Annotated in this window: 24 protein-coding genes; 13 read left to right on the forward strand and 11 right to left on the reverse strand. The window is 62.4% G+C overall.

Annotated elements, in window-relative coordinates:
- Positions 1-20: 20 nt before the first annotated feature.
- The 4 genes from YUO_RS0119715 to YUO_RS0119730 all read left to right on the forward strand — a co-directional run bounded on the left by YUO_RS0119715 (position 21) and on the right by YUO_RS0119730 (position 4,405).
- On the forward strand, positions 21-992 hold the full coding sequence (locus tag YUO_RS0119715) for an ABC transporter permease (protein ID WP_028348831.1): 972 nt from the start codon (positions 21-23) through the stop codon (positions 990-992).
- Entirely contained in the window at positions 989-1,828 is an 840-nt protein-coding gene (locus YUO_RS0119720) for an ABC transporter permease (protein ID WP_028348832.1), read from the forward strand. The genes YUO_RS0119715 and YUO_RS0119720 overlap by 4 nt, the downstream gene beginning before the upstream one ends.
- A gap of 2 nt (positions 1,829-1,830) precedes the next feature.
- Positions 1,831-3,438 (forward strand): ABC transporter ATP-binding protein, encoded by a 1,608-nt coding sequence (locus YUO_RS0119725; protein WP_028348833.1) that lies wholly within the window; start codon positions 1,831-1,833, stop codon positions 3,436-3,438.
- A 91-nt stretch (positions 3,439-3,529) separates the two neighbouring features.
- The gene (locus tag YUO_RS0119730) at positions 3,530-4,405 is read left to right on the forward strand and encodes a 2-hydroxyacid dehydrogenase (protein WP_235782764.1); all 876 of its coding nucleotides are present in this window, start codon (positions 3,530-3,532) and stop codon (positions 4,403-4,405) included.
- Positions 4,406-4,770: 365 nt separating this feature from the next.
- Here YUO_RS0119730 and YUO_RS41155 read toward each other — a convergent pair whose 3' ends face one another.
- Both YUO_RS41155 and YUO_RS0119745 read right to left on the reverse strand, forming a co-directional pair.
- Positions 4,771-5,529, reverse strand: a complete 759-nt coding sequence (locus tag YUO_RS41155) for an alpha/beta fold hydrolase (protein ID WP_347335939.1) — start codon at positions 5,527-5,529, stop codon at positions 4,771-4,773.
- A 164-nt stretch (positions 5,530-5,693) separates the two neighbouring features.
- Positions 5,694-6,743, reverse strand: a complete 1,050-nt coding sequence (locus YUO_RS0119745) for a hydroxyacid dehydrogenase (RefSeq protein ID WP_028348835.1) — start codon at positions 6,741-6,743, stop codon at positions 5,694-5,696.
- A 321-nt stretch (positions 6,744-7,064) separates the two neighbouring features.
- Here YUO_RS0119745 and YUO_RS0119750 point away from each other — a divergent pair, with 321 nt between their 5' ends.
- From YUO_RS0119750 to YUO_RS0119760, 3 genes are all read left to right on the forward strand, one after another.
- Positions 7,065-7,619, forward strand: a complete 555-nt coding sequence (locus YUO_RS0119750; protein ID WP_028348836.1) for a thiamine pyrophosphate-binding protein — start codon at positions 7,065-7,067, stop codon at positions 7,617-7,619.
- Positions 7,620-7,627: 8 nt separating this feature from the next.
- The gene (locus YUO_RS0119755) at positions 7,628-8,236 is read left to right on the forward strand and encodes a thiamine pyrophosphate-dependent enzyme (RefSeq protein WP_028348837.1); all 609 of its coding nucleotides are present in this window, start codon (positions 7,628-7,630) and stop codon (positions 8,234-8,236) included.
- A 75-nt stretch (positions 8,237-8,311) separates the two neighbouring features.
- Entirely contained in the window at positions 8,312-8,665 is a 354-nt protein-coding gene (locus YUO_RS0119760) for a VanZ family protein (RefSeq protein WP_028348838.1), read from the forward strand.
- A gap of 73 nt (positions 8,666-8,738) precedes the next feature.
- Here the strand turns inward: YUO_RS0119760 and YUO_RS0119765 are convergent, their stop codons facing one another.
- The 5 genes from YUO_RS0119765 to YUO_RS44840 all read right to left on the reverse strand — a co-directional run bounded on the left by YUO_RS0119765 (position 8,739) and on the right by YUO_RS44840 (position 13,203).
- Positions 8,739-9,122: a DUF1236 domain-containing protein gene (locus tag YUO_RS0119765; RefSeq protein ID WP_028348839.1), complete on the reverse strand. Its 384-nt coding sequence runs from the start codon at positions 9,120-9,122 to the stop codon at positions 8,739-8,741.
- Positions 9,123-9,252: 130 nt separating this feature from the next.
- Positions 9,253-10,140 (reverse strand): 2-hydroxy-3-oxopropionate reductase, encoded by an 888-nt coding sequence (locus tag YUO_RS0119770; protein ID WP_028348840.1) that lies wholly within the window; start codon positions 10,138-10,140, stop codon positions 9,253-9,255.
- Between the two features lie 27 nt (positions 10,141-10,167).
- Positions 10,168-10,953: a hydroxypyruvate isomerase gene (gene hyi / locus YUO_RS0119775; RefSeq protein ID WP_028348841.1), complete on the reverse strand. Its 786-nt coding sequence runs from the start codon at positions 10,951-10,953 to the stop codon at positions 10,168-10,170.
- Between the two features lie 15 nt (positions 10,954-10,968).
- Positions 10,969-12,768 (reverse strand): glyoxylate carboligase, encoded by a 1,800-nt coding sequence (gene gcl, locus YUO_RS0119780; RefSeq protein ID WP_028348842.1) that lies wholly within the window; start codon positions 12,766-12,768, stop codon positions 10,969-10,971.
- Between the two features lie 192 nt (positions 12,769-12,960).
- The gene (locus tag YUO_RS44840) at positions 12,961-13,203 is read right to left on the reverse strand and encodes a PepSY domain-containing protein (protein WP_035727153.1); all 243 of its coding nucleotides are present in this window, start codon (positions 13,201-13,203) and stop codon (positions 12,961-12,963) included.
- Positions 13,204-13,379: 176 nt separating this feature from the next.
- Between YUO_RS44840 and YUO_RS0119790 the strand changes: the two genes are divergently transcribed.
- Complete coding sequence (locus YUO_RS0119790; RefSeq protein WP_028348843.1) at positions 13,380-14,798, forward strand: APC family permease; 1,419 nt, start codon at positions 13,380-13,382, stop codon at positions 14,796-14,798.
- A 14-nt stretch (positions 14,799-14,812) separates the two neighbouring features.
- Here YUO_RS0119790 and YUO_RS0119795 read toward each other — a convergent pair whose 3' ends face one another.
- The gene (locus tag YUO_RS0119795) at positions 14,813-15,874 is read right to left on the reverse strand and encodes a ketopantoate reductase family protein (RefSeq protein WP_028348844.1); all 1,062 of its coding nucleotides are present in this window, start codon (positions 15,872-15,874) and stop codon (positions 14,813-14,815) included.
- Positions 15,875-16,000: 126 nt separating this feature from the next.
- Complete coding sequence (locus YUO_RS0119800) at positions 16,001-16,939, reverse strand: LysR family transcriptional regulator (RefSeq protein ID WP_028348845.1); 939 nt, start codon at positions 16,937-16,939, stop codon at positions 16,001-16,003.
- A 132-nt stretch (positions 16,940-17,071) separates the two neighbouring features.
- Between YUO_RS0119800 and YUO_RS0119805 the strand changes: the two genes are divergently transcribed.
- A complete protein-coding gene (locus tag YUO_RS0119805; protein WP_028348846.1) occupies positions 17,072-18,052 on the forward strand; it encodes a tripartite tricarboxylate transporter substrate-binding protein in 981 nt (326 codons plus the stop codon).
- A gap of 8 nt (positions 18,053-18,060) precedes the next feature.
- Positions 18,061-18,642: a dioxygenase family protein gene (locus YUO_RS0119810; protein ID WP_028348847.1), complete on the forward strand. Its 582-nt coding sequence runs from the start codon at positions 18,061-18,063 to the stop codon at positions 18,640-18,642.
- Positions 18,643-18,787: 145 nt separating this feature from the next.
- Here YUO_RS0119810 and YUO_RS0119815 read toward each other — a convergent pair whose 3' ends face one another.
- Positions 18,788-19,636: an IclR family transcriptional regulator gene (locus tag YUO_RS0119815; protein WP_035727155.1), complete on the reverse strand. Its 849-nt coding sequence runs from the start codon at positions 19,634-19,636 to the stop codon at positions 18,788-18,790.
- Between the two features lie 261 nt (positions 19,637-19,897).
- Positions 19,898-22,063 carry an acetate--CoA ligase family protein gene (locus tag YUO_RS0119820; protein ID WP_035727111.1) on the reverse strand — a complete coding sequence of 722 codons (2,166 nt, stop codon included), beginning with the start codon at positions 22,061-22,063 and terminating at the stop codon, positions 19,898-19,900.
- Positions 22,064-22,282: 219 nt separating this feature from the next.
- Between YUO_RS0119820 and YUO_RS0119825 the strand changes: the two genes are divergently transcribed.
- From YUO_RS0119825 to frc, 3 genes are all read left to right on the forward strand, one after another.
- Positions 22,283-22,978 carry a GntR family transcriptional regulator gene (locus YUO_RS0119825; RefSeq protein WP_051379524.1) on the forward strand — a complete coding sequence of 232 codons (696 nt, stop codon included), beginning with the start codon at positions 22,283-22,285 and terminating at the stop codon, positions 22,976-22,978.
- Between the two features lie 66 nt (positions 22,979-23,044).
- Positions 23,045-24,775: an oxalyl-CoA decarboxylase gene (gene oxc, locus YUO_RS0119830; protein ID WP_028348851.1), complete on the forward strand. Its 1,731-nt coding sequence runs from the start codon at positions 23,045-23,047 to the stop codon at positions 24,773-24,775.
- Positions 24,776-24,834: 59 nt separating this feature from the next.
- Positions 24,835-26,112 (forward strand): formyl-CoA transferase, encoded by a 1,278-nt coding sequence (gene frc, locus YUO_RS0119835; protein ID WP_028348852.1) that lies wholly within the window; start codon positions 24,835-24,837, stop codon positions 26,110-26,112.
- The last annotated feature ends 117 nt before the right edge of the window (positions 26,113-26,229 follow it).

The raw sequence follows: 26,229 nt of genomic DNA on the forward strand, positions 1-26,229 counted from the left end.
TCCAACGCCAGCGACAGCCCATGATCTCCTTCATAGCCCAGCGGATCGCGAAAGCTATCGTCGTTCTTCTCGCGCTTGTCGTCATGAACTTCTTCCTTATCCGGATGGCGCCGGGCGATCCGGCGGTGGTGATGGCGGGCGAAGCCGGCGCGGGCGACCAGCTCTTCATCGCCCAACTCCGAGAGAAATTCGGCCTCGACCAGCCGCTGCCGGTGCAACTGTTCCTCTATGTCAAAGGCATCGTCAGCCTCGATCTCGGATTTTCGTTTCGCCAGCAGATGCCGGTCTCGAAGCTGATCCTCGATCGCCTGCCGGCGACGCTGTTGCTGACGGGCACCGCGTTTGCGATCTCGCTCGCCTTCGGCATCCTGTTCGGCGCATTGGCCGCGCGCTTTGCCGGCACCTGGGCCGACACCGCAATTACGATCGCGGCGCTGATCTTCTACGCCACGCCGCTGTTCTGGGTCGCGTTGATGGCGATTCTGTTGTTTTCGGTCACGATGGATTGGCTACCGAGTTTTGGTTACGAAACGGTCGGCGCAGGCTACACCGGCCTTGCGCATGTCCTCGACGTCGCCGCCCATCTGATCCTGCCGGCGACGACGATCGGGCTGTTCTTCATGGCGACCTACGCCCGCATGACGCGCGCCTCGATGCTGGAGGTTAGCCGGCTCGACTTCGTCAAGACCGCGCGCGCCAAGGGCCTGTCGGATGCCGTGATCCAGCGCCGTCACGTGCTGCGCAACGCGCTGTTGCCGGTCGTCACCCTGGCCGGCCTGCAGGCCGGGACGCTGGTCGGCGGCGCCGTGCTGACCGAAACCGTGTTCGCCTGGCCCGGCATCGGCCGACTGATGTACGAGGCGCTGCTGCAGCGCGACTACAATCTATTGCTCGGCGTTTTCGTCGTCTGCTCGGCCATGGTGCTGGCCTTCAACCTGATCACGGACCTCGTCTATCGCTCCGTCGATCCCCGCATCGAGTTCGCCGCATGAAACAGGTTTCGCGAATGCTGTTGCGCAATCCCGGCAGCATGATCGGCATCACGATCCTCATCGTCGCCGTCGCCGTCGCGCTGTTCGGTCCCCTTCTGTTTCCGACCTCGCCGTGGCGCATGGTGCAACGGCCGTTCCTGCCGCCGTTCACGCTGGCCGGCTTTCCGCTCGGCACCGACGCGCTCGGCCGCGACGTGATGGCCGGCATCATCTATGGCGCGCGCGTCTCGCTGCTGGTCGGCCTCATTTCGACGCTGGCCTCGCTCGCGGTCGGCATTCCGCTGGGCGCGGTGGCTGGATATTTCGGCGGCAAGATCGACGATGCCCTGATGCGGTTCACCGAATTTTTCCAGACCGTTCCGAGTTTCGCGCTGGCGATCGTGCTCGTCGCGATCATGCAACCGTCCATCGTCTCGATCGTGGCCGCCATCGCCATCGTGAGCTGGCCGCCGGTAGCACGACTGGTGCGCGGCGAGGTGCTGTCGCTGCGCACCCGCGAATATGTCCAGGCGGCGGTGGTGACCGGCCAGACCAACTGGTGGATCATCTGGCGCGAGATCCTGCCCAACGCGCTGTCGCCCGTCATCGTGCTTGCCTCGCTGATGGTTGCAACCGCGATCCTTCTGGAGTCCTCGCTCTCCTTCCTCGGTCTCGGCGATCCCAACCTGATGTCGTGGGGCTACATGGTGGGCGCCGGCCGCACCGTGATCCGTCAGGCCTGGTGGATCACGGTATTCCCCGGCATCGCCATTCTGGTTTCGGTGCTGGCGCTGAACCTGATCGGCGAAGGCCTCAACGACGCGCTCAACCCTCGCCTCGCCAAGGGAGGGCGCTGAGCATGACCGTCGTCGTCAAGAACCTGAAGCTGGCGCTGCCGCCGGGCGGTGACCGTGCCCACGCCGTGGACGACGTTTCGTTCGATCTCACCGCCGGAAAAATCCTCTGCGTGGTCGGTGAATCCGGCTCTGGCAAATCGATGTGCGCCCACGCGCTGATGGGGCTGCTGCCGGATACGGTGACGGCAGAATCCGGAGAGATTCTGTTCGAGGGAAAGAACCTCTTGTCGCTCAGCCCGGCGGAATGGCTGGCGTTTCGCGGCCGCGGCATCGCGATGGTGTTCCAGGAGCCGATGACGGCGCTCAATCCATTGATGCGCATCGGCGAGCAGATCGCCGAAATGTTCGAGGCGCATGGCCTATTGACGCCGAAGGAGCGGCAGCAGAAAGCCCTCGCTTTGATCCGCGAAGTCGGCCTGCCCGATCCCGAGCGCGCGGTGCGCGCCTATCCCCATCAACTGTCCGGCGGCCAGCGCCAGCGTGCCATGATTGCTATGGCATTGGCACTAGAGCCGACCGTGCTGGTGGCCGACGAGCCGACGACGGCGCTCGACGTCACAACGCAGGCGCAGATTCTCAAGCTGATCCGCGACCTGCAGCGCCGCCGCAACATGGCGGTCATGTTCATCACCCATGACTTTGGCGTCGTCGCCGAGATTGCCGATCGCGTCGTCGTGCTTCAGCACGGCAAGGTCGTCGAACAAGGCACGGCCGACGACGTGCTGCTCCGCGCGCAACATCCCTATACCCGTGCGCTGCTCGCCGCCGTTCCCACCCTGCAGCCGCCGCCGCGGACGCCTCTGCCCGACCGCAGCAAGGCGGTGGAAGTGATCGGGCTTGGCAAGACGTATGTCAGCGGCGGCGGCTGGTTCCGCAGCGAGCGCCGCGTACAAGCGGCCAAGGACGTCAGCTTCGACATTTTTCGCGGCGAGACGCTTGGGCTGGTCGGCGAATCCGGTTCGGGAAAATCGTCGGTCGCCCGCCTCGTGATGCGCCTGATCGAGGCCGACGCTGGCACCGTGCGTATTGGCGACGTCGATCTCACCCGGATCGGCGGCAAGGCTTTGCGCGAGCAGCGCCGTCGCATCCAGATGGTATTTCAGGATCCGTTCGCCTCGCTCAATCCGCGCCGGAAAGTCGGCAACATCATCACCGACGGGCCGATTGCGCATGGCGTCAAACCGGCGACAGCGCGAAAACGCGCCGGCGAGTTGCTCAGCCTCGTCGGCCTCAATGCGAGCGCGATGGAACGCTTTCCGCATGAATTCTCCGGCGGGCAACGCCAGCGCATCGGAATTGCGCGGGCGCTCGCGCTCGACCCGGAAATCCTGGTCGCCGACGAAGCCGTCTCCGCGCTCGACGTCTCCGTGCAAGCGCAGGTTCTGGACCTCCTGGAAGATCTAAAGGCCCGCCTTGGCCTGTCGATGCTGTTCATTACTCACGATCTGCGCGTGGCCGCGCAGATTTGCGACCGCATCGCCGTCATGCAGCAAGGCGCGATCGTCGAGCTGAAATCCGCATCGCTCCTGTTCGCGGCCCCCGAGCATGCCTACACGCGCGAGCTGCTTTCCGCGGTACCCGGGCAAACGTCATCGTCTAAGGCTGCATGAACAAGGCTGCGTGAACAAGGCCGCTTGAACGATGCGTTGTGTTCTCGTCAGCAGGAGCCTCGATCTCCGCTTCTATCTCGGCCCGCAATTCATGCGCGCGGCCGACTGCATCGAAATCGTCAGCCACCCCCACGACGGTCCGGCAACGGATGTCCGGCTGGCGGTGGCCTGGCATCCGCCGGACGACGCCTTCGAGCGCTACCCCAACCTGCAGGCCGTGTGCTCGATCGGCGCCGGCGTCGACAACATTTTGGCCTGTCCTAGCCTGCGGCCCGACGTGGACGTGATCCGTGTCGTCGATCCGGCGCAGGCGCAGATGATGTCGGGCTTTGTTGCCTGGCACGTGATCGGCCATCAGCGGCGCTTTGCAACCTATCAGGCGCAGCAGCGCGAGGAACGCTGGCAGCGCCTCGGCCAGCGCCGGGCGCAGGACGTGCCGGTCGGCATTTTGGGCTTTGGCGAAATCGGCCGTCGGGTCGCCGCCGATCTCGCTTTACTCGGTTTTCCGGTGATGGCGTGGAGCCGGACTGCGAAGCAGACGCCGCAGGGCGTGTGCAGCTTCCATGGCACGGCGGGCCTCGATGCCATGCTCGGCCAGACCGAGGTCCTCGTGAACCTGCTGCCACTGACGCCGGAGACCAAAGGCATTCTGAACCGCACGACATTCGCCCGAATGTATCGCGGCGGCTACCTGATACAGGTCGGACGCGGTGAACATCTGGTTGACGCTGACCTGCTCGCCGCGCTGGAGGACGGGCAATTGGCCGGCGCTGCGCTCGATGTCTTCGCAACCGAGCCACTCGCGCCGGGGCATCCGTTCTGGCGGTATCCTCGCATCGTCGTCACACCGCACGATGCCTGCGAGGTGAGCGTGGAAGCGATCGGCGCGACGTTCCGCGCGACGGCGGAAGCGATACGGGCCGGTCGGCGTCCACCGCACTCGATCGACCGTGAACGGGGCTATTGAGGACCTGCTCGTCGAGCGCCTCCATCAGGCGCTAACAGCGTTAGACGTGATTTCGGAGCAGTGATAGGACGCCCGCGCCTCAGGCGCCGGCGGACGGCAGGCTGGCGGCGGCGATGGCCACGATCTGGGAAAGCCGGCGCCCGATCCGGGAGGACGCCCTGCTCAGCAATGTACGAACTTGTCGCATCTCTTCGTCTTCCATGCGCCGGGGGGCAAGGCGCACGGGGAAAATGGTCTCAAGCGGCAAACCAGTCGAGATGTCGGGGAAAATAGCAACGCCCGCTTCGTCAGGAGGCCGCCCGGCAGTGGAATTATTGCCGCATTCATCCCGGCCGCGGATGAAATTTTCTCCGCCGATTCTGACCTCAGAGCCCGGTGATTCCGCTATCGACCGCCAGCGCAGCCTCTGGTGCCCCGAGAAACCGTCGCAGCGATGCCAGAACCACCTCGAGCCGATCATGGTGCAGCCAGTGGCCGGCGCCCGCGATCTTCTCCAGTTCGGCGCTCTTGAAATGCGCGAGCAGGCCTGCGGGATCGGGCAGAAAGCTTTCGTCGCCCCACATCAACAGGGTCGGACGGGTGATGCGCGACCACAGAGCGACGTAGTCCTCCGGCGACAGCCGGTATGGTGCCCTCGCCCGCTGATGATGATCGAACTTCCAGCGATAGAGGCCGTCGGAGCCCTGGCGGACGCCGTGGCGGGCAAGATGCAGCGCCAGTGCCGGCGTCAGCCGCTTGTTGCGCGCGGACAACCGCTTCGCCGCCCCCTCGATCGTCAGGAACGTGCTCTCTTGATGCTCCGAGATGCGATCGAGCTGGTCGATCCAGCGCGACATCTGCTCGGCGATTGGCGCAGGCTGCGAGTCCGACAGGAACGCGCCATCCAGCACGACGAGGCGCGAGACCGTTTCCGGATAGGTGCCGGCATAGGCCAACGCGACCATGCCGCCCATCGAGTGGCCGACAATCGCCGCTTCCTGCAGCCCCGCAAAGCGCATCAGCCGGGTGAGGTCGTAGACGTTGTCAGCCAGGCTGTAGCTGCTCCCCTTCGCCCATTCGGAATCGCCGTGACCGCGCAGGTCCGGCGCCATGATATGAAAATGCGGCTGCAGCGCTTGCGCGATTGCATCTCAATTGCGGCAATGGTCGAGTCCGCCATGGACAAGGATCAACGGCGGCGCGGCTTCGTTGCCCCAATCGACATAATGCAACCGCAGCCCCTGCGACTCATAAAAGCAATCTGCCGGTTCGGCCATCGTGGATCGTCTTTCTCGGGGCAGGTGATGGCCTATTTCGGCGCAAATCCGAACGTCCGCTCGAAGCGCTTGGCGTAGTCGGGCCACACCTCGGGATTGACGATGCGCGGCGGCCGCTTGCCGTCGAGCGCATCGAGAATCTGTTCGGCTGCGATCCGGCCCATGTTGACTCGCGCTTCCTTGGTCACCCCGGCCGTGTGTGGGCTCGCCAGCACATTGTCGAACTGCAGCAGCGGGTGCTCCGGCGGCGGCGGCTCCTTGTCCCAGACATCTAGCCCGGCCCCCGCAATCCGCTTGTCGCGCAACGCCTCGTACAGCGCTTCCTCATCGTGAATGAAGCCGCGCGCCGTGGTGATGAAGAAGGCGTGCGGTTGCATCAGCGCGAACTCGCGGGCGCCGATCATGCGGCGGTTGTCCTTGGTCAGCGGACAGGAGATCGAGACGAAATCCGAGCGGCGCATCAGGTCGTGAAGCTCGACCTTTTCGCCACCGCGGGCGGCGATTTCTTCCGCGGTCAGATAGGGATCATAAGCGATCACCTTCATATGCAGCAGGCCGCTGCAGAGCTCGGCGATACGGCGGCCGACATTGCCGATCCCGACAATGCCCACAGTCTTGCCCTGCACCTCGTTGCCAATCAGCGCGTTTCGATTGACGTTGGCCTGGCGGCGCAGCGCGCGGTCGGATTCGAGGATGCGCTTGGACAGCGTCAGCATCATCCCTAGCGCATGCTCGGCGACCGAATTGGCGTTGCCGCCGGACTGGTTGACGACGAGCACGCCGGCCGCCGTGCAGGCATCGACGTCGACGGGATCGAAACCCGCCCCATTCGAGGACACGATCAGGAGGTTCGGTGTCCGCCGCAACAGATCCTGATCGACGTGAAAATGCCTGGCGATCTCGTCGCGTGCCGCGCCGACCTGGTAGGCATGCGCCGCCGACAAGATCGGCGCTGCGACCGTATCCGGGCTGTCGTTCTCCAGCCGGTCAAGCCGCACGTCGGCGCGCGCTTTCATGATATCGACATAGATCTCGTGGGCGAGGTATTTGACATAGAACACGCGCTTGTTGTTGACGGTCATTTTCCTTGGCAACTTTCGGTTCGAAGATCGTAGCGCTTGAATGGTTTGGCGGGATGACCGCTGGTGGCCGCAATCAGGGTACAGATTTCAGCGGAAGTATGGGCGCCGCGACCAGATTGGCAGCAGTCCGAATATATTCAGCCATAGCCCTCTCCCCGTATCTCCTCTTGCTTATCTCACATCGTCGCATCCCTGATATAGCGGCGCGCGGCGCAGAGCAGGATAAGATCGGAACATGTTGACAATCTCACTAATGGCGTCAAGTTTCGCCGCTCCAAGGATGAACGCCGACGAATAATCGGCGCAACAAGGGAGACCAAAATGGCGGTTGCGGAGGAAAAAAACTCGCCAGGGACTTCCGAAACGAGCTGGCACGGCATCGTGCTGCAATCCCTCAAGCGCAACGATATCCGCCTGGTCCCCTACGTGCCCGACCGCGTCCTGACGACGCTGATCAGGAATTTGTACGCCGATCCTTTCTTCACGACCTTCCCCGCCGCGCGCGAAGAGGAAGCCGTCGGCATCGTCTCCGGCGCCTGGATGGGCGGCATGCGCGGCGCAGTGCTGATGCAGACTTCGGGATTCGCCACGCTGGCCAACGTGCTGGCATCGCTGGCGATCCCCTATCAGATCCCGCTGATCATGTTCGTGTCCGAACGCGGCACGCTCGGCGAATTCAACTACGGCCAGTCGCTGGTGTGCCGCACCATGCGGCCGGTGCTGGACTCGCTCGCGATGGAGCATCACACCATTACCCGACTGGACGAACTGGAATTTATCGTCGACCGCTCGATCAAGCAGGCCATCACCACGCAGGCGCCGGTGGCGCTGATCCTCTCGCCGCTTCTGACCGGCGGCAAAGTGTTCGACAAGTGAGCGATCTCATGAACAGCGATACCCCTGCCCGCAACACCAAGGTCATGAACCGCTTCGATCTCACCTCGCGGCTGATTGCGAAGTTGAAGAACGAGGAAGCCGTGATCGGCGGCATCGGCAACACCAATTTCGACCTGTGGGCCGCCGGCCACCGGCCGCAGAATTTCTACATGCTCGGCAGCATGGGTCTCGCCTTTCCGATCGCGCTCGGCGTCGCGCTCGCACAACCGAATCGACACGTGTTCGCGCTGGAGGGCGACGGCTCGCTGTTGATGCAACTGGGATCGCTCTCGACGATCGCGACATTGGCGCCGAAAAATCTCACCATGATCGTGATGGACAACGGCATCTACCAGATCACCGGTGCGCAACCGACCCCGGCGGCAACCGTGGCCGACATCGTCGCCATCGCGATCGCGAGCGGCCTCGCCAACAGCGCCTGGGCAGCGGACGAGGAGGACTTCGAGCGCCTGATCGAACAGTCCATGTCGGCCGCGGGCCCAGCGCTGATCGGCGTGCGCATCGACGACAAGCCAGGCGTCGGCACTACCCGCCGCGATCCCGTGCAGATCCGGGAGCGCTTCATGCACGGTATGGGCGTACGGGAGCCGCTCTGAAAGGCAATTAACCACAGGCCTTGCCAGTTTGCCTGCATGGGATGGCCGGCACAGAAATCGTGCTATGCCATTCCGATGACGATCATCCTTCGACTATTCGCCTGGGGCCTTGCCGCGGCAATCGCCTTCGCGACGCTCGGGCCGGCGGAACAACGGCCGCATTCAAACCTCGGGCAAAACGGGGAGCATGCGCTTGCCTTTGTGCTGCTCGGACTCGCCTTCGGATTGGCCCATACGCGCAACCGGTTGCACACGGCGGCCTTCGTCATCGCTTGCACCGGCTTGATCGAAATCCTGCAGTTCTGGGCGCCAGGCCGGCACGCACGCCTGGAGGACTTTGTGGTCGACGCGCTGGCGGCATCCGTCGGGCTTGCGGCTGCCATGGTTCTCGACTGGAAGATCAAGCGATCGCGCCACAGCACATCGTGACAAGAAAAATCCTCGCGGGACGATCGCCCGCGAGGATGGCTCAGTGAGGATGGCTCAGTAAGAGCCACGTTCGTTAGTCGAGTATCCTGACAACCCTGCGCGTGCGCGGCTCCACGATCACGCGACGATCGTTGACTACCGCATAGCGGTATTCGGTGTATCGCGGCACCGGACGAAGTTGGACGGTCGGCGGCAGCGGCTCGCCCACCACCACATGCTCACGAACCACGACAGATCGGTCCCGCGGGACCGAATTGATCACAGCGTTCGGAATTTCCACGGCCGCGCCGAGCGCAGCACCCACCGTGCCGCCGACGATCGCGCCGACCGGGCCACCGACTTCAGCGCCCGCGGCGGCGCCGTCCGCGGCGCCTTGCGCGGTGGTCGATTGAGCGAATGCCGCACCAGAGGTCAGCAACGAAGCCGCAATCAGTGAAACGGCCAAACGATTATTCATCACATTCTCCAGTAAATTGATGACGTGTCTCAACCACCGGAGGCGTGAGAAGGTTCCGGTTCCAATGCGGCAACAAAAAGGGCCGCGCCGAAAATATCGGCGCGGTTCCAGTCACAGGGAGAAACAGAGATCAGGCTTTAGCGATTTCGTGGCTCGCCATCATTTCGAGCGCGCGCACCATTCCCGAATGGTCCCATGCCTTGCCGCCATGGGCAGTACAGGCGCTGAACAATTGCTGGGCCAGCGCCGTGCTCGGCAAGGAAAGACCGAGCGCACGCGCGCCCTCCAGCGCCAGATTGAGATCCTTCTGGTGCAGCTCGATGCGAAAGCCCGGCTCGAAGTTGCGCTTCACCATGCGCTCGCCATGGACTTCGAGGATTCGCGACGATGCAAAGCCGCCCATCAGCGCCTTGCGCACCAGCGCCGGATCCGCGCCGGCCTTCGATGCAAACAACAGCGCCTCGCCGACCGCCTCGATCGTCAGCGCCACGATGATCTGGTTGGCGACCTTGGTGGTCTGCCCGTCGCCATTGGCGCCGACGAGAGTGACGTTCTTGCCCATCTTGTCGAACACGGGCTTCATCGCGTTGAACGCACGCTCCGGTCCGCCAACCATGATGGTGAGGCTCGCCGCCTTGGCGCCGACCTCGCCACCGGAAACCGGTGCGTCGAGATAATCGGCGCCGAGCGCCTCCACCTTCTTGGCAAACTCCTTGGTGGCGAGCGGCGAGATCGAACTCATGTCGACGACGATCTGCCCCTTGGAGAGCCCCTCGGCGACGCCGCCGGGCCCGAACAAGACCGCCTCCACATGCGGCGTGTCAGGCACCATGATGATGACGACGTCGGCCTTCTCGGCGACTTCCTTGCCCGTCTTGCAGACCTCGTCCCCCGCCGCAATCAGCTCTGGTGCAATGGGTCCGACATCGTGCAGGAACAGGCGATGGCCGGCAGCCTGCAGATGGCCCGCCATCGGGCGCCCCATGGTGCCGAGGCCGATAAAGCCGATATCGATCATTTCAACTCCCCTTATTTCGTTTCTTGTTCAGGTATCGGCGGTCAGCGCGGCGTGCCAGCCGAGGCTCTCGACTGTCGTCGTCCTCGGCTTGTATTCGCAGCCGATCCAGCCGCGATAACCAATAGCGTCGAGATGACGGAACAGGAAGGGATAGTTGATCTCGCCGGTGCCCGGCTCGTTGCGGCCGGGATTGTCGGCGAGTTGCACATGGGCGATGCGCGGCAGATGCTTTTGCAAGCTTCGCGCAATGTCACCCTCCATCACCTGCATGTGGTAGATGTCGTACTGCACAAACAGATTGCTCGAGCGAACATCCGCAATGAGCTGAAGCGCCTGTGCGGTCTTGTTCAGGAAAAAGCCGGGGATATCGATCGTGTTGATCGGCTCGATCAGGAGCTTCATCTGCTGCTTGGCGAGCGCGTCCGCCGCAAAGCGAAGATTGCCGATCAATGTCTCGTTGAGATCGATCGCATCAGCAGCGTCAGGCGCGATGCCGACGAGGCAGTTGAGCTGGCGGCAATCGAGCGCCTTGGCGTAATCGATGGCGCGTCCGACGCCGTCACGAAATTCGTCGACGCGATCAGGCAGAATGGCGATGCCGCGCTCGCCGGCGGCCCAGTTGCCGGCGGGGAGATTGTGCAGCACCTGCGTCAGCCCGTGCTGGTGCAACTGCTCGCGCAGATCGGCCTTGTCGAATTCATACGGGAATAGATATTCGACCCCGGTGAATCCCGCCGCCTTGGCGGCCGCAAAGCGATCGAGGAACGGCTGCTCGCCGAACAGCATGGTGAGATTGGCGGCAAATTTCGGCACGATCAGATTCTCCCTTTATGCCGGCAGCAGCTTGCCGGATTGCGGCGCGCTCGCTTTGGCCGGAGTGTCGTCCAGCGGCAGATCGAGCACCTCCTCGAACTCAATGATGTTGTCGATCTCGGTGCCCATCGAGATGTTGGTGACGCGCTCGAGAATGAACTCGACCACGACAGGCACCTGGAATTCCGCCATCCATTCGCGCGCCGTCGCGAACGCCGCTTGCGCGTGGTTCGGGTCGGTGACGCGGATCGCCTTGCAGCCGAGCCCCTCCGCGACCGCGACATGGTCCACGCCATAGACCCCGATCTCGGGCGCGTTGATGTTCTCGAAGGAGAGCTGGACGTGATAGTCCATGTCAAAACCGCGCTGCGCCTGGCGGATTAGCCCGAGATAGGAGTTGTTCACGACGACGTGGATGTAGGGCAGCTTGAACTGCGCTCCGACCGCGAGCTCCTCGATCAGGAACTGGAAATCGTAGTCGCCTGACAGCGCGACGATCTGGCGCGACGGATCGGCCGCACGCACGCCAAGTGCCGCCGGCAATGTCCAGCCGAGCGGACCGGCCTGCCCCGCATTGATCCAGTTGCGCGGGCCGTAAACGCCGAGGAATTGCGCGCCGGCGATCTGCGACAATCCGATCACGCTGACGTAGCAGGTATCGCGCCCGAACGCCCTGCTCATCTCCTCGTAGACGCGCTGCGGCTTGATCGGCATGTCGTCGAAATGGCTCTTGCGCAGCATCGTGCGCTTGCGGTCCTGGCACGCCGCCGGCCATGCCTGCCGCTCCCTCAGCTTGCCGGCCTTGCGCCACTCCCTGGCGACCGCGACGAACAATTCCAGCGCCGCCTTGGCGTCGGAGACGATGCCGAAATCGGGATTGAACACGCGTCCGATCTGCGTCGGCTCGATATCGACATGCACAAACTTGCGGCCCTTGGTGTAGGTCTCGATCGACCCGGTGTGCCGGTTGGCCCAGCGGTTGCCGATGCCGAGCACGAAGTCGGATTGCAGCATGGTCGCGTTGCCGTAACGGTGGCTGGTCTGCAAACCCACCATGCCTGCCATCAGCACGTGATCGTCGGGGATGGCGCCCCACCCCATCAGCGTCGGCACCACGGGAACGTTGACGATCTCGGCGAACTGCACCAGCAGTTCGGGCGCGTCGGCATTGATGACGCCGCCACCCGCCACGATCAGCGGCCGCTCCGCCGCATTGAGCATGTCGAGCGCCTTCTCGATCTGCTTGCGGGTCGCGGCGGGCTTGTAGACCGGCAGCCGCTCGTAGGTCTCGTCGTCGAATTCGATCTCCGCAAGCTGCACGTCGAGCGGCAGGTCGATCAGCACCGGTCCCGGACGCCCGGAACGCATGATGTGAAACGCCTGGCTGAACACGCGCGGCACCAGCGCCGGCTCGCGCACGGTCACCGCCCATTTCGTCACCGGTTTTGCAATCGATTCGATATCGATCGCCTGAAAGTCTTCCTTGTAGAGGCGCGCCCGCGGCGCCTGCCCGGTGATGCACAAAATCGGGATCGAATCCGCGATCGCCGAATAAAGCCCGGTGATCATGTCGGTGCCGGCCGGACCCGAGGTACCGATGCAGACGCCAATATTGCCTGATTTGGCGCGGGTATAGCCCTCGGCCATGTGCGAAGCGCCCTCGACATGGCGCGCCAGAATATGCCCGATCGAGCCGCGCTTCTTCAGCGCGGAGTAAAGCGGATTGATCGCCGCACCGGGAACACCGAAGGCGATGGTCACGCCTTCCTTCTCCAGGATCCGCACAGCCGCATCGATCGCCCGCATCTTCGCCATGTCGCGCCTCGCTCACCAGTGTTGGCTCTGGTTGCGATCTTCGTGGCGGCGAGGTGCGATCTCAACGCGGGTGATTTTATTTCCCGCGGAGTGGAAGCGAGTTAGAAAATACGCGACAAATCAGGCGCTTGGTTCACGAACGTGGTGGAAAGCCTGTGAGGACGCCGTTGCGAGAAGGATTTGCGTCCGAACTCAGTCCAAATTCTTCCGCTTCAACTTCATCTGCATATCGAACTTGAGGTCATACTTCTTGCCGTCCGCGCAGACGGCGTCATCGACCTCAAACTGCTGGTCGTCTTCATCCATTTCGAACTTGCCGCCTGAGCATCCCTCGACCTGAACCGCAGCGACAAGCTTTGCGCGCTCGTCTTCGGTGACCGCGCGATCGGCGAACGCAGGAAGTACCGATAGGACCAGTATCGCCGTTGATGTGATCTATCGCATATCAAGCCCTCTCGAGATCCGCTTCGAGCTAGCCAATTGAATGCCTGCGGCCGGCAATGGTTCCGGATTTCAGCCAATTCGCACTGCCGAACCCCAGGCAGAATTATTGCACAAGGTCTTCAACTACCAGTAGACTGCGCTGGCGCCACCGATAAAAAGGACGTGCGATGACCGATGTCCCCATGAACGCCGGTACTCAATCGATCGCTGCCGAACCGAGCCTTCGTAGGGTCATGGGCCCCTGGCTGCTCTTGCTGTTCATCGTCGGCGATATTCTCGGCACCGGAATCTATGCGCTCACAGGCCAGGTGGCGAAGCAAGTCGGCGGTGTCGTGTGGCTGCCTTTTGTGGTTGCGTTTGTGGTCGCCCTTGTGACCGCGTTCAGCTATCTAGAACTGGTCACGAAATATCCAAAAGCTGCGGGCGCGGCGCTCTACACTCACAAGGCTTTTGGTATCCATTTCGTCACGTTCATCGTTGCATTTGCGGTGATGTGCTCGGGTATCACCTCGGCATCGACCGCTTCCCGGGCTTTCGCCGCGAACATGTCGAACGCAATGGGCCTCAACCTATCGGCCTTTGCCATCACGATTACCGGTCTCGCTTTCATGGCTGTCGTTGCCGCGATCAATTTCCGCGGTGTTGGCGAAAGTCTGAAAGCTAACGTCGTTCTCACCTGTGTGGAGCTGACGGGACTGCTGATTATAATTGTGATCGGCCTTTGGGCGATCGGGTTGGGCCAGGGCGATGTCTCGCGTGTCATGCAGTTTCGTTCGACCGCTGACGGCGGCATGTTCTGGCCGGTGATTGCCGCGACCACGCTCGCATTCTTTGCCATGGTAGGCTTCGAGGATTCGGTCAACATGGCCGAGGAATGCAAGGATCCAAGCCGTCACTTTCCAAAGGTGCTGCTTGCAGGCCTTGTGATCACCTGTCTCATCTATGTTCTAGTCTCGGTCTCGGCAATCACCCTGGTGGCGCCGGAGCAATTGGGCGAAGGCGAAACACCCCTTCTGAAGGTCGTCCAACAGGGCGCGCCAAATTTTCCGATCTGGATCTTTGGATTCATCACCATGTTTGCCGTGGCTAATACCGCTCTCATCAATATGCTCATGGCCAGTCGCCTTGTGTATGGCATGAGCCGCGAGCATGTGCTTCCGCCAGCTCTCGGGAGAGTACACAGGATGCGGCGGACGCCTTATGTCGCCATCGGCTTCACGACCTTGCTGGCGTTTGCCCTGATCACGTTCGTCGGTGAGGTGCCGGCACTCGGAGGCACCACCGCGCTGCTTTTGTTATGCGTTTTCACGGTGGTTAACGTTGCGGTGCTGGTGCTTCGGCGCGATTCTGTAAGTCATCAGCATTTTCGCACGCCGACCATTCTGCCGATCCTGGGCGCCTTGTTTTGCGCTTTCTTGGCCAGTCCCTGGGCCGGCCGTGACCCCGTTCAGTACCGGGTCGCCGGCGTCCTGATCGGGGTGGGCATCGTTCTGTGGCTCATCACGATCATGATCAACCGGATGACCGGGATAACGAGGGTCGAGCCAGATATGGAACATTTAGGTCGCGGCGGGCCCGTCAACTAGACGACGCTGGCCGCTCAGTTCATCCGCAGTTCCGTAATGTGCCGCGGATCGGGGCTCAGCTCACCACGCTCTACGCGCTTGACGATGTCGGTCAGCACAGCGTTTGCGGTGCAGGCGATGCCGAGCTTCTCGCCCTCGCGCACGACAAAACCGTTGAGGAACTCGATCTCCGTACGGCGGCCCTTCTGCATGTCCTGACCCATCGAGGGGCGCTGCTGGGAAGACGTGCGCTTGCTGTCCTTGAAGCGCTGCTCGTCGCAGATGCGCATGGCTTCCTCGTCGCCCTCGCCGGCCCGCGCGATCGTCTCCGGCGGCAGATGCAATATCTCTTCCAGTTGATAGCCGTGCGCTTGGCCAACGCGGATAGCTTCGCTGCCGAGCCGGGTGGAGAAGCGGCGCAGCGGATCGCTTTGCAGGATTTCGGCGCCCGGCAGGCCGGTGCAGGCCGAGAGCCCGTTGCCGATGACGTTGGCGACCAGTTTCGACCAGCGCTCGCCCCAGAGATTCTCCGTCACCTTGGCGCTGTCGGAATAGCCGACCAGGCAACAGACCTCTTCCGCCCGCGGCGTGATGCGGCCGTGCACCTCGCCAGCGCGAAACACCGTATGCGCCGCCCCGCCCTTGCCGGCGCCGCGGTGGATGTGGCCGGGCTCCGGCAGGTTCACCGTGATGCTGCTGGCAATGCAGCCCAGCGTCTTGCCCCAGCCGACGATGCCGGCAATCGTTTCCTCGTTCATGCAGTTCTGCAGCGACACCACATAGCCGTCCGGCGCCAGATATTGCTGGATCAGCATGGTGGCCCAGGCGGTGTCGTAGGATTTCATGCAGACAAAGGCGATGTCGACCGGCTTCTCCTTGGCGAGCCGCTGCGCGTCCGTGACGTGAAGCGCGCGCACGGACACCGAGAACTCCGCGACATCCATCGCGTGGGTGACGCGCAGCCCGTGCTTTCGCATGTGCTCGACGTGCTCGGGCCATGGATCGATGAAGGTGACGTCCTCGCCCGCCTGCACCATATGGGCGCCGGCATACCCGCCAACGGCGCCCGCTCCGACGATCGCGATTCTGCGCGCCATGCTTCCTTCCCCGGTTTTTTTGTGTGAGGACGCGACCGCGTCCGCTCGTCCGTTGGGGAGCACTCTACCGGATCTGGGTTTCCTGCCAAACAGCCGCTTTGCGCCCAATAGCGGCCGTTCGGCTGATTAAGGTATCCGGACAAGTGAAACAGCGACTTCCCGCACGCATTTTATGAAAGATTCTACCGCTGGGCTGAGGGTTCGATTTTTCAAGAATACGATCTCGGCCGATATTCGAGGCCCAGAAGATTTTAACGGCAGAACCCGCAAAGCGGCTCGATGAGCGCTCAGTGCCGCGACGGACGCCGGTAGAATGCCGACGAATTCTCCACTCGCAATAAGAGACACCGTGAGCTGAATAGCTATCGTCTTAACCAACGGCTTCGGCGGTGAGAAGTCATTGGCTCGAAATACCTCGGCAACGAGTGCGCCCGGCGCGCTATTGTAGGGTGGCAAGACCCAGTTGCCCTTGATGATATCCTTGAGATCAATTCGGCGCTTTCGCGCAAGTTCACTCTGCGCCCCGACAACGAAGACAAAAGGCTCATCGAACAAGACTTCGGAATGGAAGTCGTCCTGCTGTCCCGTGGCTCGCGTAATCAGCAGATCAATCTTGCGCTCGCGCAACTCCTGGATCTGATGTTCACCTGGATTGGTGAGCCTCACGTCAAGCTGAACGCCGGGATATTGCTTGGAAAATCTTCGCACGATAGGCGGCACCAGGCCGTGCAGAATGATGTCGGTGCATCCGAGCCTCACTTCGCCCGAATTTGGATCAGACAGATATTCCAGCGAGCGAAGGCCCTGCTGCATTTCGTCGAAAACATTGATGCCACATCGAAGCAGCACTTGGCCATAGGCCGTGAGTTCGGCGCCCTGTGAGCCGCGATCGAACAATCGCACGCCGAGCGTACCTTCAACTTCGGATATCGCCTTGGAGACAGCGGGATGGGAAATTCTCAGCCTGGCGGCCGCCTTCGCCATGCTGCCGGTGTCGGCCACCGCCATGAGGATATGAAGGTCGCGCAACTTGATGCGGCGGCCAATTCGATCCGACCAGTCCATTGCAAGCCTTAACCCAGGGGTTACAGGAATGCCGCAATTTTCGGTCTACCAGATAATAGCCGCGACGACCAGAGTGGCGGCGGCTCGATGATTATTGGCCGAAACTGAGAGAACCCACATGAGGATCATCACATGATCACCAAACGAAGGTTCGTATCGTGGGCGTGCGCAGGTGGTCTCGCTGCCATTTGCCCCAAGACAATCCCGACAGTGGCCGCCCAGACCGTTTCGCGCATGCTGGTGGGCTTTGGTGCCGGGGGCGCGATCGACGTGATCGCCAGAATGCTCGTTGACGGAATGAAGGATTACTCACCTTCATTCATCGTCGACAATCGACCCGGAGCAGGCGGACGACTTGCGCTTGTCGCCCTGAAAGGCGGTCCGGCCGATGGCACGGCGATGATCTTGACGCCGGCCTCTAGCGTCGCCGTATTCCCCCATGTCTACAAGACGCTTGGCTATGATGCGTTCAAGGATTTCGCTCCCGTCACCACGGTTTGCTCCTTTCCATTTCTGATCACCGTCGGTCCGATGGTGCCGGCCGATGTCAGGACGCTGGCCGACTTCGTGAAATGGTGCGCGGCCAATCCCAAGCAGGCGACGTACGGCTCCGCGGCTGCGGGATCAATGCTGCATTTCACCGGCGTGACCTTGGCCAAGGCGGGCAGGTTCGAATTTGTGCATCTGCCATATGGCGGCCCGGGCGGCATCCAGGACCTGATCGGCGGTCGAATTGCCGCGACGATCTATCCCATCGGCACTGCGCTTCCACATGTGCAGTCCGGAGCCATTCGAGCGCTGGCGACAACCGGGCCGCAACGATCGCCGCGACTTCTCGATGTGCCGACGGTTCGCGAGGCCGGATATCCCGCTCTGGAAGCCAATGAGTGGTTTGGCGTCTTCGTTCCGGCAAATACGCCGACCGAAACGGTGAGCCAGCTCAATGCGGCGATCCGCACCGTCGTGAACGCCGGCGCCTTCAAAACTGCCTTGGCCAAGCTTTCCGTCGATCCTGCCGGCGAAACGCCGGAGGAATTTGCGCTGCTGATCAAATCCGATTTTGATCGTTGGGGATCGATCGTGCAAGCCTCCGGATTTATGCCAGAAGATTGAGGCCGGTCATGATCGCCTCCACCAACAGTACCGACAGAGACCGGACGCCAGACCAGATTCTGGGCCCCTATTTTCCAGTGGGATGCACGCCGGCAAAGAAGGACGACATGACTACCATCGAAGGAGTTGATGGTGTTGCGCAAGGAGAAATTATCGAGATCACCGGACGCATTCTCAATCGCCATGGTGTACCGGTTCACGGTGCGGGCCTCACGATCTGGCAAGCAAATACCTTCGGCCGGTACGCGCATTCCAATGACTCCAACCCCGCACCGTTGGACCCGAACTTCGTCGGTTGCGTTGACATTCGATCTGACGACGACGGCACATATCGGATCAAGACCGTGAAGCCCGGCGCCTATCCCGCAGGTCCAGACTGGATGCGGCCACCTCATATTCACTTCGAAATTCACGGTCAGTTCGAGCGGCTGATCACCCAGATGTATTTTCCGGACGAGCCGCTCAATGCCTGCGACAGGCTGCTCAACGCCGCGCTGCGTCCGGACCTGCTGGTCGCGACCCCCGTCCCATTGGGAAACCGGCCCCACCATCGCGTCCTGAATTTCGATATCGTTCTTGCGCGAGGCTAGACGCTCTTCCATCGACACGGACCTAACCTGTTGGTAGCTGACCGTGCGAAAGTCTGCTTTGCAGACGATACTGTTGAAAAAGTCGAAAATCGAGTGGCCCCGAGAATCTCGCGAAGATTGTCGCGACGCCACTCGCGGCCACGGCTCAGCCGGCATTCGCCTCCGGCATCACCCCACCAAGCGCCACCGTCAGCTCAGCCGCCACCTCGCGCACGGTCTGACCGATTGCTGGCAGCCGCTCGTCGGTCAGCCGGCTGGTCATGCCGGAGACGGAAATCGCCGCCAGCGGCTCGGCGCAGTCGTTGTAGACCACGGCTGCGATGCAGCGCAGGCCCATGCAGGCCTCCTCGTCGTCGATCGCAAAGCCCTGGCGGCGGATTTTTTCGAGTTCCTTGAACAGATCGCCCGGCCGCACGATCGACTTTTCGGTCAGCCGCGGCATGCCGTGATGACGGATGATCGCGCTGACGTCCTCGTTGGAATAGGTCGCCAGCACCGCCTTGCCGACGCCGGAGGCGACCATCGCGACGCGGCCGCCGACCTTGGTCAGCGAACGCATGATTTCGCGGCTTTCCATGCGGGTCAGCACGATGATGAATTCGTCGTCGACGACAGCGAGGTTCGCCGTCTCCCGGGTCAGGTCGCGCAGCTTGCGCAAATATGGCATCGCCTGCGCCGTGAAATTGCGGCGGCGGGCGAAGGTTGCCCCCACCGTGAAGGCGCGCGCACCGACATGCCATTTCGATTCGGTACGGTCGAACTGCACGAAGCGGCGGCTTTCCAACGTCCCGAGCAGGCGGTGCACGGTTGAGGTCGACAGCCCCGTGCGGATGGCGAGATCGCTCAGGCGATAGCCTTCGTCGTCTTCGGCGAGCGTTTCAATGATCGACAGCGCGCGGTCGACGGACTGGACGCCGCCGTCGCGGGCATTCTCGTCCTGGTCTGAACTCGATTTCGGCTCGATCGCCTTGCGCCGGATCACGTCTCTCTTCATCGCGACCTGCATCCATCCGTCGGTTGGATCAATACCGCGTATCCGTGGCCTCGTGGTTCGAGACGCGCGGCTTCGCCGCGCTCCTTACCATGAGGGTCTCAGACCTCATCCTGAGGAGCCACGCGCAAGCGTGGCGTCTCGAAGGATGAAGCCACGGAAAATGCTCTAGCGCGTAGATCGGCAAGTTCCGTTTCTAATAATTCGTCAGATGAAAATGCCGCTTCGGATGGTTTTCCGAAGCGGCATTTATCGTTGATAAGCTCAGAGCAAGCCCGCGCCGCGTGCCCACTTGTACTTGGCCCCTAACACCTCGACCGGCAGTTCGGTCGAATAGGCATAGGCCGGGATGCCGTTCTGGTAGAGATACTCGGCGGCCTCCTCGACCTCGACGTCGCCGGCGAGCGAGGCGACGATCGGCTTCACGAAGCCCTTGGCCTCCATCTCCTTCTTCACCTCGACCATGTTGCGGGCGAACACCATCGGCGGCGTCACGATCGTGTGCCAGTAGCCAAGGATCAGCGAATGGATGCGCTCATCCGACAGTCCGAGCTTCACGGTATTGATGTAGGTGATCGGCGGCTCGCCGCCGGTGATATCCACAGGATTTCCGGCCGCGCCGAACGGCGGGATAAACTTGCGGAACGCCGCGTCGAGATCCGGCGGCATCTGCATCAGTGACAGACCGTTGTCCACACAGGAGTCCGACAGCAGCACGCCCGAACCGCCGGCGCCGGTGATGATCAGCACGTTCTCGCCCTTCGGCGTCGGCAACACCGGCACGCCGCGCGCGAATTCGAGCAATTGCCGCAAGGACCGGGCGCGGATCACGCCCGACTGCTTGAACACGTCCTCGTAGATCTTGTCGTTGCCGGCGAGCGCGCCGGTATGCGACGAGGCCGCCTTCGCACCAGCAGACGTGCGGCCCGCCTTGAGCACGATCACCGGCTTCTTCTTCGAAACGCGCTTGGCGGCTTCCGCAAACGCACGGCCGTCCTTCAGGTCCTCGCAGTGCTGGGCGATCAGGTTGGTGTTGGGGTCCTGCTCGAAGAACGCGAGCAGATCGTCCTCGTCGATGTCGGACTTGTTGCCTAGGCCGACGATCGCAGAGACGCCCATCTTCGCCGAGCGCGAGAAACCGATGATCGCCATGCCGATGCCGCCGGACTGCGACGACAAAGCCGCATGGCCCTTGACGTCGTAGGCGGTGCAGAACGTCGCGCAGAGATTCGACCACGTATAGTAGAAGCCGTAGATGTTCGGCCCCATCAGGCGGACGTTGTACTTCTTGCCGACCTCGACGATTTCGGCCTGCAATTCAGGCGCGCCGGCTTCGGCAAAGCCCGACGGAATCAGCACGGCACCTGGAATTTTCTTCTCGCCGCATTCGGCTAGCGCGCCGGCGACGAATTTTGCAGGGATCGCGAACACCGCCGTGTCGATCACGCCCGGCACGTCCTTGACGCTCTTGTAGGCCTTATAGCCGAGAATATCGGCCGCCTTCGGATGGATCGGATAGATCTCGCCCTTGTAGCCGCCATTGATCAGGTTCTTCATCACGGAGTTGCCGATCTTGCCATCCTCGGCGGAGGCGCCGATCACGGCGACGCCCTTCGGCTGCATGATGCGGTTCATGGCAGCGACGATTTCCTCGGTCGGGCGCGGCGCCGGACGCGGCTTGTAGTCGAAATCGACGACGATGCGCACGTCGGCGGCAATCGCGTCCTTCTTGGTGGCGAATACTGGATTGAGATCGAGCTCGACGATTTCGGGGAAGTCGCTGACGAGCTGCGAGACCTTGACGATGACGTCAGCCAGCGCATCGCGGCTGACCGGATCGCCACCGCGCACGCCCTTCAGCATGTCATGGGCCTGGATGCCGTCGAGCATCGACAGCGCATCGTCCTTGGTCGCGGGCGCGAGGCGGAAGGTGATGTCTTTCAGCACCTCGACCAGCACGCCGCCGAGGCCGAAGGCGACAAGCTTGCCGAACGAGCCGTCGGTAATTGAGCCGACGATGACCTCGGTGCCCCCGGCCAGCATCTGCTGCACCTGGATGCCCTCTATCTTGGCATCGGCCTTATACTTCTTTGCATTGGCGAGAATGGTGTCATAGGCCTTCTCGGCATCGGCCGCGGTCTTGACCCCGACCATGACGCCGCCGGCTTCGGTCTTGTGGAGAATGTCCGGCGAGACGATTTTCATCACCACCGGGAAGCCCATGCTGGATGCGATCTTGGATGCATCAGCGGCAGATTTGGCCACGCCCTCTTTAGGAACCGGGATGCCATAGGCATCGCACACCACCTTGCCTTCCGGCGCGGTAAGGCTCGTGCGCTTCTCGGCTTTCACTGTATCGAGCACCCGGCGGACAGCCTCTTGGGCGCTGGGCTCAGCGATCTTGCGGGCCGCATCTGCAGAATTTGACATTGGCTTCCTCCTGGGGCTAGTTTTATGGCATTTGGTATGCCAGAGATTAGATTGTCAAGACAAACTATCGCGCGGAAACAGCGAAAACACGGGCATCTTGACATCCTGGTATTTGGTATGCCAAAAATCTTCCGGTGTTTCTTCTGCTAAGAAGACGTCTCCAAAACAGGGAGGAGACGAGTCGTGCCCGCACGTAAACAAACCAAGGCGCCGCCTGTCATGGCTGAGGCAGATATCGCAATCGTTCGGATTGCGCCTGAGACGAGCTTCAAGAACAAGGCCTACGAGGCCTTGAAGGAAGCTATTCTCAAGATGGATATCTATGCGACGCCCGAGCAAGTGATGCTCGACGAGCGCGCGCTGTCCGAACGCCTCGGCGTAAGCCGCACCCCTATTCGCGAAGCCATCGCGATGCTGGAACAGGATGGCTTCGTCAAAACCGTGCCGCGTCGCGGCATCGTCGTGGTCCGCCGCACCAAGACCGAGATCGTGGACATGATCCGCGCCTGGGCCGCTCTCGAGAGCATGGCGGCGCGCCTGATCACGACCACGGCGCGCAAGAAGGACATCACCGCGCTGCGCGATTTCTTCAAGGATTTTGGCAAGGACCGGCTGCCGCAGGATCATGTCGAGGAATACTCCAAGGCCAACATCGCGTTCCATCAGGCGCTGATCTCGCTTTCGGAATCGCCGGTGCTGGTCGATTTGACCAACGACCTGCTGCTGCATGTGCGCGGCTACCGGCAATTGACCATCGGACGCAAGGACCGCACCGCGACTTCGCTGCCCGAGCATCTTGGCATCATCGAAGCGCTGGAAGCACGCGATACCGAACTCGCCGAGAAGCGCGCGCGCGACCACACGCTAGGCCTTGCCGCCTACGTCGAAGCGCACGGGCAGGAACTTTTTAGCTAGACGAACCTTCGCACCAGAAGACGACGAAAAATCGTCCGAACCAAAACGATCAGGGAGATGAAGCCCATGCTGAATACCGCGACCAAGTCCGAAGCACCGGGCACCGAGCAAGAGCTGACGGATGGCTTTCATCTCGTCATCGATGCGCTCAAGCTCAACGGCATCAACACCATCTATGGTGTGCCGGGCATCCCGATCACCGACCTCGGACGCATGATGCAGGCCGCGGGCATGCGCGTATTGTCGTTCCGCCACGAGCAGAACGCCGGTTACGCGGCCTCGATCGCCGGCTTTCTCACCAAAAAACCGGGCGTCTGCCTCACGGTCTCGGCGCCCGGCTTTCTCAACGGCCTCACTGCGCTGGCTCACGCCACCACCAACTGCTTCCCGATGATCCTGATCTCGGGTTCCTCCGAGCGCGAGATCGTCGACCTGCAGCAGGGCGACTATGAAGAGATGGATCAGCTTGCGATCGCCAAGCCGCTCTGCAAGGCAGCGTTCCGCGTGCTGCATGCCGCCGACATCGGCATCGGTCTCGCCCGCGCGATCCGCGCCGCGGTGTCGGGACGTCCGGGCGGCGTCTATCTCGACCTGCCGGCCAAGCTTTTTGGCCAGGTGATGGACGCCGGCGCCGGCGCGAAGTCGCTGGTGAAGGTGATCGATGCAGCCCCCGCCCAGATCCCTGCCCTGTCGGCCGTCAAGCGCGCGCTCGACGTGTTCAAGGGCGCCAAGCGCCCCCTCATCATTCTCGGCAAGGGCGCGGCTTACGCGCAGGCCGACAACGAGATCCGTGCCTTTGTCGAAAAGACCGGCGCGCCGTTCCTGCAGATGAGCATGGCCAAGGGCCTGCTGCCCGACACGCACGCGCAGTCGGCCGGTGCGGCGCGCTCGACCGTGCTGAAGGACGCCGACGTCGTCATGCTGATCGGCGCCCGCCTCAACTGGCTGTTGTCGCACGGTAAGGGCAAGACCTGGGGCGATGCGCCGAAGAAATTCATCCAGGTCGACATCGAGCCGAAGGAGATGGATTCCAATGTCGAGATCGCAGCCCCCGTGGTCGGCGATATCGGCTCCTGCGTATCCGCCCTGCTCGAGGGCATGGGCGGCAACTGGCCGGCCGCGCCAGCCGACTGGGTCTCGACCGTCAACAAGAAGCGTGACGACAACGTCGCCAAGATGGCGCCGAAGCTGATGAGCAACGCTTCCCCGATGGATTATCACGGCGCGCTCGGCGCACTGCGCACCATCATCAAGGAGCGGCCGGATGCCATTCTCGTCAACGAAGGCGCCAACACGCTCGACCTCGCCCGCGGCGTCATCGACATGTACAAGCCGCGCAAGCGTCTCGACGTCGGCACCTGGGGCGTGATGGGTATCGGCATGGGCTATTCGATTGCGGCTGCGGTCGAAACCGGCAAGCCGGTGCTCGCGGTCGAAGGCGACTCGGCGTTCGGCTTCTCCGGCATGGAGATCGAGACCATCTGCCGCTACCAGCTTCCGGTCTGTATCGTCATCTTCAACAATGACGGCATCTACCGCGGCACCGACGTCAATACGGGCGGTTCCGATCCGGCGACGACGGTGTTCGTCAAGGGCTCGCGCTACGACAAGATGATGGAAGCCTTCGGCGGCGTTGGCATCAACGCCACCTCGCCCGACGAATTGAAGCGCGCCGTCAACGCGGCGATGGATTCCGGCAAGCCAACGCTGATCAACGCCGTGATCGATCCGGCGGCAGGCTCGGAGAGCGGCCGCATCGGCAACCTCAACCCGCAGAGCGTCCTGAAAAAGAAGTAACCGACTTCCATCCATTCGATCTGCATCACGCAGTACAGACACAGTACGGAGCAATGACGATGACAAAGGCGCTCACGGGCGTTCGTATTCTCGATTTCACCCACGTCCAGTCGGGCCCTACCTGCACGCAATTGCTGGCGTGGTTCGGCGCCGACGTGATCAAGGTCGAGCGCCCCGGCGTCGGCGACATCACGCGCGGTCAGTTGCAGGACATCCCGAACGTGGACAGCCTGTATTTCACCATGCTGAACCACAACAAGCGTTCGATCACGCTCGACACCAAGAACCCGAAGGGCAAGGAAGTCCTCACCGCGCTGATCAAGAGCTGCGACGTGCTGGTGGAGAACTTCGGCCCCGGCGTGCTCGACCGCATGGGCTTCCCCTGGGAGAAGATCCACAGCATCAACCCGAAGATGATCGTGGCCTCGATCAAAGGCTTTGGCCCCGGCCCGTATGAAGACTGCAAGGTGTATGAGAACGTCGCGCAGTGCACCGGCGGCGCCGCCTCGACCACCGGCTTCCGCGACGGGCTGCCGCTCGTCACCGGCGCGCAGATCGGCGACAGCGGCACCGGGTTGCATCTGGCGCTTGGCATCGTCACCGCGCTCTATCAGCGCACCCACTCGGGCAAAGGCCAGCGTGTCACCGCGGCGATGCAGGACGGCGTGTTGAATCTGGCGCGCGTAAAACTGCGCGACCAGCAGCGCCTCGCCCATGGCCCGCTGAAGGAATACAGCCAGTATGGCGAAGGCATTCCGTTCGGCGACGCCGTGCCGCGCGCCGGTAACGATTCTGGCGGCGGTCAGCCCGGCCGCATTCTGAAGTGCAAAGGCTGGGAGACCGATCCCAACGCCTACATCTATTTCATCACCCAGGCGCCGGTCTGGGAGAAGATCTGCGACGTCATCGGCGAGCCCGGCTGGAAGACCCATCCCGATTACGCCAAGCCGCCGGCCCGCCTGCCCCGGCTGAACGAGATCTTCGCCCGCATCGAGCAGTGGACGATGACGAAGACCAAGTTCGAGGCGATGGAGATCCTCAACAAGGACGACATTCCCTGCGGGCCGATCCTGTCGATGAAGGAGATCGCCGAAGATCAGTCGCTGCGCGCCACCGGCACCGTGGTCGAGGTCGATCACCCGACCCGCGGCAAGTACATCTCGGTCGGCAATCCGATCAAGCTGTCGGACTCACCGAGCGAGGTGACCCGCTCCCCGCTGCTCGGCGAGCACACCGACGAAATCCTGCGCCAGGTTCTCGGCTTCAGCGATCACCAGGTCGCCGAAATCCACGATTCCGGCGCGCTCGAGCCGCCGCGCAAGCAGGCGGCGGAATAACGACGCCATCCGAACAGCACGAAAGGCCGCCGGTTTCGGCGGCCTTTTTGTTGGAGCGAGAGGAAGTCAGGTTGAATCGGTACGGCGGGCACCCGCTGCACCTCTCCCGCTCGCAGG

This window comes from Bradyrhizobium murdochi, assembly GCF_000472965.1.
Lineage (GTDB): Bacteria > Pseudomonadota > Alphaproteobacteria > Rhizobiales > Xanthobacteraceae > Bradyrhizobium > Bradyrhizobium murdochi.

Excerpts from the sequence above, each read along its gene's own strand:
- YUO_RS0119715 (WP_028348831.1), top strand. The coding sequence starts at position 21 with ATGATCTCCTTCATAGCCCAGCGGATCGCGAAAGCTATCGTCGTTCTT.
- YUO_RS0119720 (WP_028348832.1), top strand. The coding sequence starts at position 989 with ATGAAACAGGTTTCGCGAATGCTGTTGCGCAATCCCGGCAGCATGATC.
- YUO_RS0119725 (WP_028348833.1), top strand. The coding sequence starts at position 1,831 with ATGACCGTCGTCGTCAAGAACCTGAAGCTGGCGCTGCCGCCGGGCGGT.
- YUO_RS0119730 (WP_235782764.1), top strand. The coding sequence starts at position 3,530 with ATGCGCGCGGCCGACTGCATCGAAATCGTCAGCCACCCCCACGACGGT.
- YUO_RS0119745 (WP_028348835.1), bottom strand. The coding sequence starts at position 6,743 with ATGACCGTCAACAACAAGCGCGTGTTCTATGTCAAATACCTCGCCCAC.
- YUO_RS0119750 (WP_028348836.1), top strand. The coding sequence starts at position 7,065 with ATGGCGGTTGCGGAGGAAAAAAACTCGCCAGGGACTTCCGAAACGAGC.
- YUO_RS0119755 (WP_028348837.1), top strand. The coding sequence starts at position 7,628 with ATGAACAGCGATACCCCTGCCCGCAACACCAAGGTCATGAACCGCTTC.
- YUO_RS0119760 (WP_028348838.1), top strand. The coding sequence starts at position 8,312 with ATGACGATCATCCTTCGACTATTCGCCTGGGGCCTTGCCGCGGCAATC.
- YUO_RS0119765 (WP_028348839.1), bottom strand. The coding sequence starts at position 9,122 with ATGAATAATCGTTTGGCCGTTTCACTGATTGCGGCTTCGTTGCTGACC.
- YUO_RS0119770 (WP_028348840.1), bottom strand. The coding sequence starts at position 10,140 with ATGATCGATATCGGCTTTATCGGCCTCGGCACCATGGGGCGCCCGATG.
- gcl (WP_028348842.1), bottom strand. The coding sequence starts at position 12,768 with ATGGCGAAGATGCGGGCGATCGATGCGGCTGTGCGGATCCTGGAGAAG.
- YUO_RS0119790 (WP_028348843.1), top strand. The coding sequence starts at position 13,380 with ATGACCGATGTCCCCATGAACGCCGGTACTCAATCGATCGCTGCCGAA.
- YUO_RS0119795 (WP_028348844.1), bottom strand. The coding sequence starts at position 15,874 with ATGGCGCGCAGAATCGCGATCGTCGGAGCGGGCGCCGTTGGCGGGTAT.
- YUO_RS0119800 (WP_028348845.1), bottom strand. The coding sequence starts at position 16,939 with ATGGACTGGTCGGATCGAATTGGCCGCCGCATCAAGTTGCGCGACCTT.
- YUO_RS0119805 (WP_028348846.1), top strand. The coding sequence starts at position 17,072 with ATGATCACCAAACGAAGGTTCGTATCGTGGGCGTGCGCAGGTGGTCTC.
- YUO_RS0119810 (WP_028348847.1), top strand. The coding sequence starts at position 18,061 with ATGATCGCCTCCACCAACAGTACCGACAGAGACCGGACGCCAGACCAG.
- YUO_RS0119815 (WP_035727155.1), bottom strand. The coding sequence starts at position 19,636 with ATGAAGAGAGACGTGATCCGGCGCAAGGCGATCGAGCCGAAATCGAGT.
- YUO_RS0119820 (WP_035727111.1), bottom strand. The coding sequence starts at position 22,063 with ATGTCAAATTCTGCAGATGCGGCCCGCAAGATCGCTGAGCCCAGCGCC.
- YUO_RS0119825 (WP_051379524.1), top strand. The coding sequence starts at position 22,283 with ATGGCTGAGGCAGATATCGCAATCGTTCGGATTGCGCCTGAGACGAGC.
- oxc (WP_028348851.1), top strand. The coding sequence starts at position 23,045 with ATGCTGAATACCGCGACCAAGTCCGAAGCACCGGGCACCGAGCAAGAG.
- frc (WP_028348852.1), top strand. The coding sequence starts at position 24,835 with ATGACAAAGGCGCTCACGGGCGTTCGTATTCTCGATTTCACCCACGTC.